Consider the following 13,885-nt stretch of genomic DNA (forward strand, 5'->3'; position numbering starts at 1 on the left):
AAGATGCCGGCGCGTCCAAAGCCCTTGGGCTGCCTTCGCGGTCCTGAGGAACACGAAAGAGAGAATATTTAATGACTACACGTGCAACTGTTGCACGGCACCGCGCCGAGGTCACCAAGACCAACTCGCTGGCTGTCATTGCCAAGGCAGTCGGCGACAACGCCGGCGGCATGGGCCGTCAGGCCGCGGTTATCGCCGCTGCTTCCGGCCTGGTTCTGACTAGCGGTATCGCGGCCAACGCCGCCGACACCAACGTTCAGCATGAAGCGGCCCCCAGCTTTGAGGTTGGGACGGCAGCACCGGCCGTTATTTCGGCTGAATCCACCATTGCCATCTCCTACGAGAAGCCGGCGGTCACCACCACGCCGGCTCCGGTTGAAGAGCCCGAGCCCGTTGTTGAGGCGCCGGCCGCTCCGGCTGCAACCGCAGCCCAGCCTGCGGCAACCATCAAGGTGGCCGCTTCCGCCCCCGCTGCACCGGCCGCTCCGGTCGCAGCCAGCGGAAAGGGCCAGGCCATTCTGTCCGCAGCGTACGCCCAGCTGGGTGTCAACCAGGACTGCACCATGCTGGTGACCAACTCGCTCGCCGCCGTGGGAATCAACTTCCACGACTGGCCCGCAGGCTACCTCTCCCTGGGCCGCACCGTGAGTGCAGCAGAAGCACAGCCCGGCGACCTGATCTACTACGCGGACGGCGGCGCAGGCATGGCCCACATCGCGGTCTATGCAGGCAACGGCCAGGCCGTGCACGGCGGCTACAACGGCAACCAGACCGTTGTGTTCAGCGCCAACGTTGGCTCGGGACCGGTTTTCATCCGCGTCTCCTAGTAACTGTTTGAACTTTCAAAGGACCTCCGCCTGATGGCGGGGGTCCTTGGCTGTCTGCTGCCAATCCGGGACCGGTCGGGCGGGTGGCGGCCCCGACACGTCAGATTGGCCGGACCCGGCGATTAGTTTTTCCGGGTATTTTTTGTTTACTCTTGTGGTGTCGATCCATAGCCCGGATATGCCGGGGGCAGCCGGCCCTCGTGCCCCTGACGGGTGCGGCCACAAAGAGGTAAGTGCATGCGCACTCTCGTTCTGAATGCTGGATATGAACCGCTGGCGGTAGTCACCTTCCGCCGGGCGCTGGTGCTTGTGCTTACGGGCAAGGCCAGTGTAATTGCCGAGGGCGATGACCCCGTGGTGGGGCCGCAGGAGATCCTGGGCCGCCCGTCCGTGATTCTCCTGAACCGCTACATCCGCCCGAGATATAACCAGAGCACCGCGGTCAGCCGCCGCGGCGTCCTGCGGCGGGACGGCCATCGATGTGCTTATTGCGGCAAGGGGGCCCACACCATCGACCATGTGCAGCCCAAATCGCGTGGCGGCGCGGACTCTTGGGAGAACCTCGTGGCCGCGTGCCTTCGATGCAACAACAGCAAGGGCGACCATACGCCTGCTGAGATGGGTTGGAAGCTGAGGTTTGTGCCTGAACCGCCGCACGGCACCATCTGGCAGATCAAGGAACTCGAGAAGCCGACGCCGGCCTGGGATCCCTTCCTGCTGCCTGAACGGGCGGCCTGAATTCCGTCCGGCGCAGCCAGGTTCCAGCACGCTTAGGCTGGGCACGTGGATGCAGACCCTTTCGACTTTGATGCGCTCATTCTTGCCGGCGGACGTTCGGCGCGTCTGGGCGGCGTACCCAAGCAGGGGTTGACGTACGACGGCGAGACCCTGTTGCGCCGTTCGGTCGCCGCCGCCAGAGGTGCCCGGGCCGTCGTCATCGTGGGTCCGCCCGCTGGGGAAACTCCGGCGGGGACCCTCAGTTGCCGTGAGGAGCCCCCCTTCGGCGGCCCGGCCGCGGCCATCGCGGCCGGGCTTGCTGCGCTGGAGAAGGCGGGCGGCACCCGGCCTCCATTGACCCTGGTTCTGGCGTGCGACATGCCCAATGTCCGGCGGGCGGTGGCTGCCCTTCGGGAGGGGCTGAGCGCCGCCGGCCCGGACTCGGAACGGGACGGGGTGATGGCTGTCTCAGAGGATGGTCGCCGGCAGCCACTGGTGGGCTTTTATAGCACGGCTGCGCTACAACGCTCCGCGATGGAGCTTGCCGCCAACGGTGCCCTAAATAACGGGTCGGTCCGGGCACTCCTTGCTAGTCTTGACCTAAAGCCTGTCGCCGTTCCGGCCGGCTCCACGGCTGACGTGGACACCTGGGACGATGCCGCCACCCTTGGGGTGGCCGGCCCTGATCCACTCGGTGGATTCCGGAGCAATGCGGCCGCAGAAGATTTGGGAGGCAAAGCGTGAAGAGCCAGGACGAGACGCTGGAAGAGTGGTGCAGGTCCCTGCTGCAGGCGTATGACCTGGAGGACGTGCAGATTGACGTCAATGCCATTCTGTCGCTGGCCGGAGTTGCGGCCCACTCAGTAGTGCGGCCAGCCGCGCCGCTGACGACCTTCATTGCCGGCCTCGCGGCAGGTCTGGCTGCAGGATCGGGGCAGGCAACCGACGCCGCAGCCATGACAGCGGCCTTGGACCGTGCCCGGACCCTGGCCGCGGACTACGACTCTGAAGCTACCGCTTCCGAAGCAACCGCGCCCGCAGCCACCGCGCCTGAAGCCACGGCTGCCAAAGCCACCGGGGCCCCCGTCGAATGATCACCGTCGAATGACCGCCGCCCCCGGCGATGAAGCCGGGAGCCCCGACCCGCAGCATTCCCCGCCGTCACCCGAGGCCCACTCAACTCACCTGGCCCACACCTGGGAAGAGGCGCGGCAAGCAGCCTTTGACAGTGCCACCCCGATTCCGCCGGGACGGGTCCCGCTCAGCCATGCCTTGGGCCGGGTCCTGGTTGAAGACATCACGGCGCTGCACGATATGCCGCACTACGCGTCCTCGGCCATGGACGGCTGGGCTGTCAACGGCAGCGGTCCATGGATCGTGGCGGAGGCCGGCCAGCGGTTGGCTCCGCATCAGGCCAGTCCCATTTTCACCGGCGGATTGATCCCGCCCGGCGCCAAGGCGGTGCTGCGCAGCGAGAGCGCGGTGCTGGGCACTGACGATGACGGCCTGCCGCTTTTGCTCACGGGCGGCACCGCCCGGCCCGGCGAGCCGAGGAACGGCCAGCACATCAGGAAGGCGGGCGAGGAGGCAGCCGAAGGGGACGTCCTGGTGCAGGCCGGTGTGACCCTGAACCCGGCTCACCTGGCCGTCGCCGCACTGGCCGGGCATGATGACCTGCTGGTCCGCGGGAAGCCCGTGGTGAAGCTCCTGCTCACCGGATCCGAAGTGGTGGCGCACGGTTTGCCCGTGCCGGGGCAGGTCCGCGATACGTTCGGCCCCCAGCTTGCATCCGTAGTGGACATGCTCGGCGGCCTTTACGCCGGTCAGGAAAGGATCGGCGATTCCTATCCCGAATGGCTGGCAGGGCTGGAGGACTCCGCACCGGAGGTTCCGGACCCCGCCGCGCTGCCCGCCGACGTCGTCATCACCACAGGCGGGACGGGAGTCTCCGACACGGATCACCTGCGCCGGGCCGTGGCGGAGCTGGGCGGACGCCTGATCATCGACGGCATCGCCATGCGCCCCGGCCACCCTGCTGTCCTGGCCGAATTGCCGGACGGGCGTTTCGTGCTGGGGCTGCCCGGGAACCCGCTGGCCGCCATGATGGCGCTGTCCACGGTGGGCGAACCCCTGCTGGCAGCCTTGAGCCACCGCGCCATGCCGCCCATCCAGCACGTCCCCTGCGGGGCCACCCTCGAACCGGAGCCGGGCAGGACACGCCTGATGCCTTTCCGCCTCCTCTACGGTATGGCTTCGCCAGCCAAGCACACCGGTCCCGGGATGATGCGCGGGCTGGCGTCGGCACACGGCGTGATGGTTGTCCCGCCGCACGGAGTGCAGCTCGGCGAGCCCGTGCCCGCCTTCGCCTTGCCGTGGGGGCCGCCGCTGCCGGTACCGGAGCCCGCCGGAGGCAAGCCCAAAACCCGGCCGGCGGCCAAGGGCGCCACTAAGGCCGCAGGCAAGGATGCTGCGAAGCCTGCCGGTCCGGTGGACTGGAGCGCCCTGCTCGGCTGATAGATCCTGTGCGGGCTCGGCTGACGGGCCCCGCTGTATTGGCCCCGCTGTACGGGGCCCGTGCGTACTGCACGGGCTCATCCGTGGTGCGATGATTGACCTATGAACAGCATGGAAGCCCGCTGATGGGACGCGTTACCCAGCGCCGCAAGGTGCACAAATACGTCCTGGATGGCTCGCCCAACGCCCTGGAGTTCCCTATCCGCCACCGCGAGGACGTCCTCGCGGTTGAAGAGCCGCTCGAGATCCGCCTCGGCGAGCTTTCATTCTCGGTAACAATGCGGACCCCCGGTGACGACTTTGACCTGGTGGCCGGATTCCTGGTGTCCGAGGGCATCATTTGGGCTCCCGAGCAGCTTGTTTCGCTCCGGTTCTGTGCCGGTGAGGATGAAAACGGTGTGCAGACCTTCAACGTGGTGGAGGCCCAGCTGCGGCCTGACGTGGAACTTCCGTCCAAGGGACGGAACGTCTTCACCTCGAGCTCCTGCGGCATCTGCGGTACCGATTCAATCGAAGCCGTACGGAAGTCCTCCCGCTACAGCCCGGCCGCGGATCCTGTGACCATACCTGCGGAGGTTTTAGCCACCCTGCCTCACCGGCTTCGGGAAGAGCAGGCGGTTTTTGATACCACCGGCGGCGTCCATGCCGCGGGCCTTTTTCGAATAAAGGACGACGGCGACGTGGAGTTGCTGTGCCTGCGCGAAGACGTGGGCCGCCACAACGCCGTGGACAAGGTGGTGGGCTGGGCGCTGCGGGAGCGGATGCTGCCGCTGACCGGGCTGGTCCTGCAGGTATCGGGACGGGCATCGTTTGAACTCGTCCAGAAGGCAGCATTGGCCGGGATCCCGGTCCTGGCGGCAGTGAGTGCGCCCTCAAGCCTCGCCGTAGAACTGGCGGAGGCCAGTGGCATGACACTGGCAGGGTTCAGCCGCGGCACGAGCATGAACGTCTACGCCGGCCAGGAACGGGTCACCCTGTCCGCCCGGGACGTGGCAGCGGACGCTGCCGGGGTCGCGGGATAAGCCCCGTCAACGCTCCTGGGGCGGGAACTGGCACTTGGCTATTGGTCTACTAGCCGGTAGATTTTTATCCATCGATTGGACGGCGTTGTCCGGATTCGAGTAATCCAATTCACGTATCTAAGAGGGTTTAAAGTGCATGACGACCGCCGGATTACCGAAGTCCGACTGGCCCGGTTTGTCCGCGAGCGGATCAATCCCGCCATTTACGCCCGCAGCGTTCCCCTCACCCTGAGCAGTTGGGACGCACCCGGCGAACCAGTCTCCGTGATGGAAGCCCTGCGTCATGACTTTCTCCCACAGGAACACGGTGCAGCCTGGGGCCAGCCGTGGGGCACCAAATGGCTTCGGCTCCAGGGCGACGTTCCTGAGGCCTGGGGTACAGGCGCGGACACCACGGTGGAAATTGTGGTGGACCTCGGGTTCATCAACGAAGCCCCGGGCTTCCAGTGCGAAGGCATCGCGTGGCGTCCCGACGGCACTATCATCAAGGCGATTTCGCCGCGGAACCAATACATCCCGCTGAAGTTGCTGGGGAGCGGCATGGCCGTTGACTTCTATGTTGAGGCGGCAGCCAACCCTGACATGGCGCAAGGCTGGACCTTCGCCGCCACCCCTTTGGGGGACACAGCGACTGCCGGTACGGCCCCGCAGTACCGGCTCGGCAGGATCGGCATTGCGGAGCTGAACCAGACGGTCTGGGAACTCCAGCAGGACGTCTGGACCCTCTCCGGACTGATGCATGAGCTTCCCATGGAGCAGCCGCGGCGCCATGAGATCCTCCGCGCGCTGGAGCGCATGATGGACCGGATGGACCCGGACGACATCCCCGGCACTGCCGCCGCCGGACGCGCAGCCCTGGCCGAGGTCCTGTCCCGTCCCGCTTATGCGTCTGCGCACCAGCTGGTGGCTACCGGTCATGCGCATATCGACTCCGCGTGGCTGTGGCCGGTGCGCGAAACCATCCGCAAGTGCGCCAGGACGTTTTCTAATGTCGTGTCACTGATGGACGAGGATCCAAGTTTTGTGTTCTCCTGCTCCTCGGCCCAGCAGCTTGCGTGGATGAAGGAGTTCTACCCCGAGCTGTTCAGCAGGATCCGGGAGAAGGTCAAGGCAGGCCAGTTTGTTCCGGTGGGCGGCATGTGGGTCGAATCGGATACGAACATGCCCGGCGGCGAGGCCATGGCCCGCCAGTTCGTGGAAGGCAAGAACTTTTTCCTGCAGGAATTCGGCGTCGAATGCCGCGAAGCCTGGCTGCCGGATTCGTTCGGGTACTCCGCGGCGCTGCCGCAGATTGTCAGGTCGGCCGGAAGCCGCTGGTTCCTGACACAGAAGATTTCGTGGAACCAGGTCAACCGGATGCCGCACCACACCTTCAACTGGGAAGGCATCGACGGCACGCGGCTCTTTACGCATTTCCCGCCTGTGGACACCTACAACGCTGAACTGAGCGGGCGGGAACTGGCGCATGCTGAACGGAATTTCCGCGACCATGGGCGCGCCAACACCTCGCTGGTGCCGTTCGGCTACGGCGACGGCGGCGGCGGGCCCACACGTGAAATGCTGGCCGCCGCCCACCGCACAGCGGACCTGGAAGGCTCACCCAAGGTCAGGATAGGGTCCGCCGAAAGTTTCTTCACCCAGGCGGAAGAGGGCTATGCCGTCCTGCCCGTGTGGGTAGGGGAGATGTACCTCGAACTACACCGCGGTACCTACACCAGCCAGGCCAAGACCAAGCGAGGCAACCGGCGCAGCGAACACCTGCTGCGCGAGGCCGAACTCTGGTGCACTACGGCCGCCATCCGCAGCTCCTTCGCCTACCCGGCTGCCGAGCTGAAACGCCTCTGGCAACTGGTGCTCCTGCACCAGTTCCACGACATCCTGCCAGGCAGTTCCATCGCCTGGGTCCACCAGGACGCGGAACGGAACTACGCCGCCATCAGCGCCGGCCTGGAAACGATCATTGGCCAGGCGGCGGCCGCACTGCTCGGGGAAGGTTCACGGACCTTCCTGCTCAACGCCGCACCCCACGCGCGGAACGGCGTGCCGGCACTCGGCGCCGCCGAGCCGTCCGTCGAGGGACAGCCTGTCCGGGCCACTGAGGTGGATGGCGGTTTTGTGCTGGACAACGGCATCATCAGGGCTGTCCTGGACGGCGACGGCCTGCTCACATCCCTCACCGACTACGCCACGGGCCGGGAAGCCATCGCCCCCGGATCGTGCGGCAACCTGCTGGAACTGCACCGGGACACCCCCAACGAATGGGACGCCTGGGACATCGATGAGTTCTACCGCCGCAACGTCACGGCCCTGACGCACGCGCAGGACGTCCGGCTGGAGCGCATCGGAAACAGTGCCGTTGTGGTGGTGCAGCGCCTTGCCGGTTCGTCGCCGGTGACCCAGCGGATCACATTGGACGTGGGCAGCGACTCCTTGGCCATCACCACGGCCGTTGAGTGGCAGGAGAGCGAGAAACTCCTCAAGCTGGGGTTCCCGCTTGACGTCAAAGCGGACCGCTCCGCCGCGGAAACGCAGTTCGGGCATCTCTTCCGGCCCACGCACAACAACACCTCCTGGGAGGCAGCGAAGTTCGAGATCTGCGCGCACCGCTGGATCCACGTAGCCGAACCCGGCTACGGCGTGGCGATTTCAAACTCGGCCACCTACGGCCACGATGTCACCAGGAACGTCAGGGAGGCCGACGGCGGGACCACCACGTCAGTGCGTCTTTCCCTGTTGCGGGCACCCAAGTTCCCCGACCCGGCGGCGGACCGCGGACAGCATGAGCTAACGGTCACCATCCGTCCCGGTGCAGGAATCGCTGAGGCCGTGGAGGAGGGGTACCGCACCAACCTGGCGCCGCGCCTGGTTCGCGGCGGCCGCGGGGTGGAGCCATTGTTCATCGTGGACAACCCGGCCCTGGTCATCGAGGCCATCAAGCTTGCGGAGGACGGTTCGGGCGATGTGGTGGTCCGGCTCTACGAGTCCTTGGGCCAGCGCTCGGCAGGCGTCATCAAAGCGGCCTTCCCGGTTCAGGGCGTGCAGGCAACGGACCTCCTGGAACGCCCGGTGGATGCACCCGGGGTGACGCCGGCGGGGCAGGGAAGCGTCAGCCTGGCTCTTCGCCCGTTTCAGTTGGTCACGTTGAGGTTCGCCCGGTAGTCCTCAGGGAACTCGAACTATTTACGGTCAGGGACCTCCACGCGATCCCGGGAGCGGCGCTGTAGGGATGCGGAGCGGTAACGAGTTGGGCCGTTAAGCAGGCTGAGTGGGGGCGGTCCCCAACGGCCGCCACCACTCATCCCCCCAATGCGCGCAAAGGCTTAGGGGCAGCGCGGCGTCCAAGAAGTTATCCCCGTTCGCAAACACCCGCGCGCCACCTTCACACATTCATGATTGTGTCACGTCTAATGATTTTGTGAAAGCTGAGCAGGCTACTTTTCAGTAGAAGTCTTTTGCCGCGGATGGTGCCGCCTGTGCACCAGGCTGGCGACGCCAATCAATGCCAGCCCCAACACGAAGCAGAGCACCGCCGTGTAGTTGATAACAAACTCCACAACACCGAACTCCGGTGGGATCAGCGGGAACACCAGGCTCAGGCCAATGGCGACGGCGCCGACGGCCAATAAGAACGCCGACACGCGAACCAGCGCCGGAAGCGTGCTCCTGACTGCACGCCCCATGGCCGGCAGCAGTACGAGTGACACATAGGCCGGGTAGGCTCGGCCGGCGGCTCCGTAGTACTCGACCAGCAGTCCATTGCGGCTGTCCTTGGCGGAAACCGCGACCATGCCCGCTGAGGAACCGGCGGTATCCATCATCAGGAAGACAACCACGACAACCAGGGAGGTCAGTGCCAGGACGGCCATCCCGATCCGTCCTGTAATCAGCCGGTAGGCATTGTCAGCACCAAAGCCCCTGGTGATGCGGATTCCCACGAAATAGATGGCGGCGAAAATGACCAGGCGGAGAATGAGGTTGGCTACGTTGACGCCCCCCAGCGCCCGGTCTATGGCAACATAGGGCGCCTCGATGCTGAGGATGATGGCGAGGGTCATCAGGGCAAAAATGTAGAAGAGCGTCCTGTTTTTCCCGCGCAAGGCGCTGGGAACCCGGGTCACGGCCACCAGGCCGCAGACAGCCAGGGTGGACCATTGCAGGATCTCGATCATCCCAGGTTCTCCCAGATCTTGTCGGTTCGTTCTTGATCATGTTCCTGCCGGCGGAGGGCCCTGCCGAGAGTCTGCAGCCGTTCTCCGGCCAGCACCGTCAGCTCGCCGTCGGTCATGCTGTCCAGCGCTGCCTGCCGGGCCCCGGGAGGCCAACCGGCCTCGGCCTCGGTGACGAGTCCGGTGGCCACCAGCCCGCCAGCCGCAGCGACGCCCGCAGCCGAAGCGGTGGCGACGGCCAAGGCGGGGGTGAGCCGGTTGGCGGTCAACTGCGCTGAATAATTCTGTGGTGCTATCCCGGTGGCGGACGAGACGCGGTGCCGCAGTTCGCCGTCGTCGATTGCCTCCACCCAGTCCCGCACGGACGTGGCATGCGGCGGCGGGCCCAAGGGGGTTGACCTGGTATCCGGAAGACCGGCGCCAGGGGCCTCCACGACGCCCTGCCCTGCTTTCGCCAGTCCGCCTGGTTCGGCGACAGTGCGCGAAAGGAGCGCCCGCAGGAGATCCGGCGTGGAAATCTGGCTGACCAGCTCGGCCCTGGTCGGCTGGAGCGGCGGGGCGGCAAGCTGCCGGAAGGCGTCAAAGCCGGCCAGCGCTGAGACGGGGTTGATGCTGTAGGCGCGGCTGATGCTCACTACCGTCGCCCCGGCCACTTTGCCCCGCACCAGCTGTTGGGCCAGGGTGCTCCGCTTGATGCCGGCCGCCCGACAGATGTCAGAGGTACTCGCCTCGGGGGCGATATCGTGCAGCCAGCGCTGGAACGCCTTGGCAGGAATGGGCATATCGGCTCTCTGCTGAACGGATGATTGCACTTGATTTTAGCCTGCCTGCGGCTGACGGTTTGATGCAGGCTACGGAGTCGACTATGCTTGACGGTCGAGCCCGTTGGTCCGCACACCCCCCAAGTCCGGACCGGCGGGCTCTTTAGTGTCCCGGCACTTTTGCGGGCTGGCATGCTGCGGATTCCCCGCAATTCCGGCTGATTCAGGCGGCGTCATCAGGCCTTCCGCCGGCCGGGCGAGAGGACAGACCAAGCCATGACTGCAACCCTTGTTGCCAAAGACCTTTCCGGTGGCCACGACCACCGGACACTTTTCTCCAAGCTCTCCCTCACGGTGGCTCCCGGCGACGTGGTGGGTGTGGTGGGCGCCAACGGCGCCGGAAAATCCACCCTCCTGCGCCTTCTGGCCGGAGTCGACCAGCCGCAGGACGGGAGCGTGAGCCTCGCACCCGCCGACGCGTTTGTGGGCTGGCTCCCCCAGGAACACGAGCGCGTGGCGGGAGAAACCGTGGCCGGTTACATCGCACGGCGCACCGGCTGTGCCCAGGCGACGGCGGACATGGAGTCCACGGCCGAAGCGCTCGGTTCGGGGGCCCCCGGCGCTGACGATGCCTATTCCCTCGCTTTCGACCGCTGGATGGCGTCCGGCGCGGCGGACCTGGACGAACGCATCCCGGCCGTCTTAGCCGATCTCGGGCTGGAAACCGGGCCGGAGGCCCTCATGACCGGCCTCTCCGGCGGCCAGGCCGCGCGCGTAGCACTGGCCGCCCTCCTGCTCAGCCGCTTCGACGTGGTGCTCCTGGACGAACCCACGAACGACCTGGACCTGGCCGGGCTGGCCAAACTGGAAGCCTTCGTCCAGGGCCTGCGCGGCGGTGTGGTGCTGGTGTCCCACGACCGTGAGTTCCTGGCCCGCTGCGTCACCACCATCGTGGAGCTGGATCTTGCCCAGAATTCCGTGGCGGTGTACGACGGCGGCTACGAGGCTTTCCTGGAGGAGCGGGCCGTCGCCAGGCGGCATGCACGCGAAAAGTTCGAGGAGTTCGCCGCCACCAAGGCAGACCTGGTGTCGCGGGCCCGGACGCAGCGTGAGTGGAGCTCCCAGGGTGTGCGGAACGCCATGAAGAAGAGCCCGGACAATGACAAGATCCGTCGCGCGGCCAGCACCGAATCATCCGAAAAGCAGGCCCAGAAGGTCCGGCAGATGGAGTCCCGGATCGCACGGCTGGACGTGGTGGAGGAACCCCGGAAGGAATGGCAGCTGCAGTTCAGCATCGGCCAGGCGCCGCGGTCCAGTGCGGTGGTTGCCACCCTGCGTGACGCCGTCGTCCATCAGAGCAGCTTCACCCTGGGCCCGGTGAACCTGCAGCTGAATGCGGGGGAGCGGATCGGGATCACCGGCCCCAACGGGGCGGGCAAATCGACGTTGCTGCGCCTGCTCCTGGGCGTCCAGGCACCGGACGCAGGCGACGCCGCCATGGGCGCCTCGGTGGCCATCGGCGAAATTGACCAGGCCCGCGGACTGCTGGCCGGCCACCTCAACCTGGCGGACGCCGTCGAAGCTGTCCTGACGGACCTGACCCCGGCTGAAGTCCGCACCCTGCTGGCTAAATTCGGGCTGAAGGCCGACCACACCACGCGTTCCGTGGATTCCCTCTCACCTGGCGAACGGACACGTGCTGCGCTGGCCTTGCTGCAGGCGCGGGGCGTGAACCTGCTGGTCCTGGACGAACCAACAAACCACCTTGACCTGCCCGCCATCGAACAGTTGGAAGAAGCCTTGGAAAGTTACGAGGGAGCCCTGCTGCTGGTCACCCACGACCGGAGGCTGCTCGAGAACGTGCGGCTGGATGTACGGTGGAATGTGGACAACGGCGCCGTCTCCGAACTGATCGGCCACGCCGCCCCGAAAGGCAACAACTCATGAGCATGGACCGGGTAGCCTGGAGCTCCCTGTACAACATCACGCGCGCCTCGAGTGGCTCGAAGCCCTTCTCGAAAGAGACGCTCAGGCGTGTGTTCACCTTCGCCCGGCCACACAAGGGCAAGCTGATCGCCTTTGTGCTGTTGTCCATCGTGATGGCCGTCCTGGCCGTCGCCACGCCGGTCCTCGCCGGCCAGGTGGTTGATGCGATCATCGCCGGCGCGGGCACCGACGTCGTCGTCTGGCTGGCCGTGCTGATCGCCATTGTGGCGGTCGCCGAAGCCGGGCTGGGACTGGTCACCCGCTGGCTATCCTCCACGATCGGTGAAGGCGTGATCGTGGACCTCCGCACGAAGGTCTTCGACCACGTACAGAAGATGCCCATCGCGTTCTTCACCCGCACCCGTACCGGTGCCCTGGTGAGCCGGCTCAACAATGACGTGATCGGTGCGCAGTCGGCCTTCGCCGGCACCCTCTCCGGCGTGGTAAGCAACGTTGTGGCGCTTGCGCTGACCCTCGTGGTGATGCTGGGCAAATCCTGGCTCATCACCGTGCTGGCCATGATCCTGCTGCCGCTCTTCCTGATTCCCGCCCGGCGGATGGGCTCGAAGCTGGCGGACCTGCGCCGCGAAGCTGCGGAGCACAACGCGTCCATGGGCACCCAGATGACCGAGCGGTTCTCCGCTCCGGGCGCCACCCTGGTGAAGCTTTTCGGCCGGCCGGATGAGGAATCCCGCGAGTTCGCCGTGCGGGCAGGACGGGTACGCGACATCGGCATCCGGACGGCGATGCTGCAGTTCACCTTCGTGACCGCCCTGACTCTCGTCTCGGCGCTGGCTCTCGCGCTGGTGTACGGCCTCGGTGGCTTCCTGGCGTTGCAGGGGCAACTGGCCGCGGGCGACGTCGTGGTGCTGGCACTGCTGCTCACCCGCTTGTACGCGCCGCTCACGGCGCTTTCCAACGCCCGGGTCGAGATCATGAGCGCCCTGGTCAGCTTCGAGCGGGTCTTTGAGATCCTGGACCTCAAGCCGCTCATCGAGCAGAAGCCCGATGCGGTCTCATCTCCCCGCGGTCCGCTGTCCGTGGAGTTCGACGACGTCCGCTTCTCCTACCCTTCGGCGGACAAGGTCTCGCTCGCCTCGCTGGAGGACGTTTCCACCCTGGACACCCGCGGCGGCGAAGAGGTGCTGCACGGAATCAGCTTCCGGGTGGAACCCGGCCAGACCGTTGCCCTCGTGGGCTCCTCCGGGGCCGGCAAGTCAACCATCGCGCAGCTGCTCTCGCGCCTGTATGACGTGGATTCCGGGGCCGTCCGCTTTGGCGGGGCCACGCCCGGAACCGGCGTTGACGTCCGCGACCTCACCTTCGATTCGATGCGGCAGACCCTTGGCATGGTGACGCAGGACGGGCACCTGTTCCACGAGAGCATTGCCTCCAACCTGCGCCTGGCCCGTCCGGACGCCAGCGACGAGCTCATGTGGGATGTCCTGCGGCAGGCCCGGCTGGAGGCCATGGTCCGGTCCCTGCCCGACGGCCTGGACACCGTTGTGGGGGAGCGCGGTTACCGGCTTTCGGGCGGGGAACGCCAGCGGCTCACCATCGCCCGCCTGCTCATTGCGCAGCCGCGCGTGGTGATCCTGGACGAGGCCACCGCGGCCCTGGACTCGACCAACGAGGCTGCTGTCCAGGAGGCCCTCGGCGCGGCGCTCGAGGGGCGCACCGCCGTCGTGATTGCCCACCGGCTCTCGACCATCCGCGCCGCCGACGTCATCCTGGTGGTGGAGGACGGCCGGATCGTGGAACGCGGCACGCACACCGAGCTGCTCGCGGCCGAGGGACGCTATGCCGAGCTGTACCGGACGCAGTTCGCCGAGGCCACCGCGGTGGCTGAGGAAGCCGTCCCCGAGTACTAGGTCCCGGAGTGCGGCGCCGAG

11 protein-coding genes are annotated in these 13,885 nt (G+C 66.4%); 9 read left to right on the plus strand and 2 right to left on the minus strand.

The window, feature by feature from the left end; genetic code table 11:
* The first annotated feature begins 71 nt into the window (after positions 1–71).
* From AC1MCD_RS03885 to AC1MCD_RS03915, 7 genes are all read left to right on the plus strand, one after another.
* Positions 72–827, plus strand: a complete 756-nt coding sequence (locus tag AC1MCD_RS03885; RefSeq protein ID WP_498676016.1) for an NlpC/P60 family protein — start codon at positions 72–74, stop codon at positions 825–827.
* Between the two features lie 237 nt (positions 828–1,064).
* Positions 1,065–1,565, plus strand: coding sequence for an HNH endonuclease (locus tag AC1MCD_RS03890; RefSeq protein WP_190991504.1), 501 nt, complete (start codon positions 1,065–1,067; stop codon positions 1,563–1,565).
* A gap of 45 nt (positions 1,566–1,610) precedes the next feature.
* Positions 1,611–2,288: a molybdenum cofactor guanylyltransferase gene (mobA, locus tag AC1MCD_RS03895; RefSeq protein WP_498676020.1), complete on the plus strand. Its 678-nt coding sequence runs from the start codon at positions 1,611–1,613 to the stop codon at positions 2,286–2,288.
* A complete protein-coding gene (locus tag AC1MCD_RS03900) occupies positions 2,285–2,638 on the plus strand; it encodes a DUF6457 domain-containing protein (RefSeq protein WP_498676022.1) in 354 nt (117 codons plus the stop codon). Before mobA ends, AC1MCD_RS03900 begins: the two co-directional genes overlap by 4 nt.
* Before the next feature lie 10 nt (positions 2,639–2,648).
* A complete protein-coding gene (locus AC1MCD_RS03905) occupies positions 2,649–4,058 on the plus strand; it encodes a molybdopterin molybdotransferase MoeA (protein WP_498676024.1) in 1,410 nt (469 codons plus the stop codon).
* A gap of 125 nt (positions 4,059–4,183) precedes the next feature.
* On the plus strand, positions 4,184–5,080 hold the full coding sequence (gene fdhD, locus AC1MCD_RS03910) for a formate dehydrogenase accessory sulfurtransferase FdhD (RefSeq protein WP_498676026.1): 897 nt from the start codon (positions 4,184–4,186) through the stop codon (positions 5,078–5,080).
* Positions 5,081–5,212: 132 nt separating this feature from the next.
* Positions 5,213–8,239, plus strand: coding sequence for an alpha-mannosidase (locus AC1MCD_RS03915; RefSeq protein ID WP_498676027.1), 3,027 nt, complete (start codon positions 5,213–5,215; stop codon positions 8,237–8,239).
* A 272-nt stretch (positions 8,240–8,511) separates the two neighbouring features.
* On the opposite strand, the gene AC1MCD_RS03920 is transcribed toward AC1MCD_RS03915, so the two are convergent.
* Positions 8,512–9,249 carry a hypothetical protein gene (locus AC1MCD_RS03920; RefSeq protein ID WP_498676029.1) on the minus strand — a complete coding sequence of 246 codons (738 nt, stop codon included), beginning with the start codon at positions 9,247–9,249 and terminating at the stop codon, positions 8,512–8,514.
* Entirely contained in the window at positions 9,246–10,028 is a 783-nt protein-coding gene (locus AC1MCD_RS03925) for a hypothetical protein (RefSeq protein WP_498676031.1), read from the minus strand. Before AC1MCD_RS03925 ends, AC1MCD_RS03920 begins: the two co-directional genes overlap by 4 nt.
* 255 nt (positions 10,029–10,283) lie before the next feature.
* Here AC1MCD_RS03925 and AC1MCD_RS03930 point away from each other — a divergent pair, with 255 nt between their 5' ends.
* Complete coding sequence (locus AC1MCD_RS03930; protein WP_498676033.1) at positions 10,284–11,954, plus strand: ABC-F family ATP-binding cassette domain-containing protein; 1,671 nt, start codon at positions 10,284–10,286, stop codon at positions 11,952–11,954.
* Positions 11,951–13,864, plus strand: coding sequence for an ABC transporter ATP-binding protein (locus tag AC1MCD_RS03935; protein WP_498676035.1), 1,914 nt, complete (start codon positions 11,951–11,953; stop codon positions 13,862–13,864). Before AC1MCD_RS03930 ends, AC1MCD_RS03935 begins: the two co-directional genes overlap by 4 nt.
* The last annotated feature ends 21 nt before the right edge of the window (positions 13,865–13,885 follow it).

It is taken from the genome of Arthrobacter sp. BF1 (assembly GCF_056680215.1).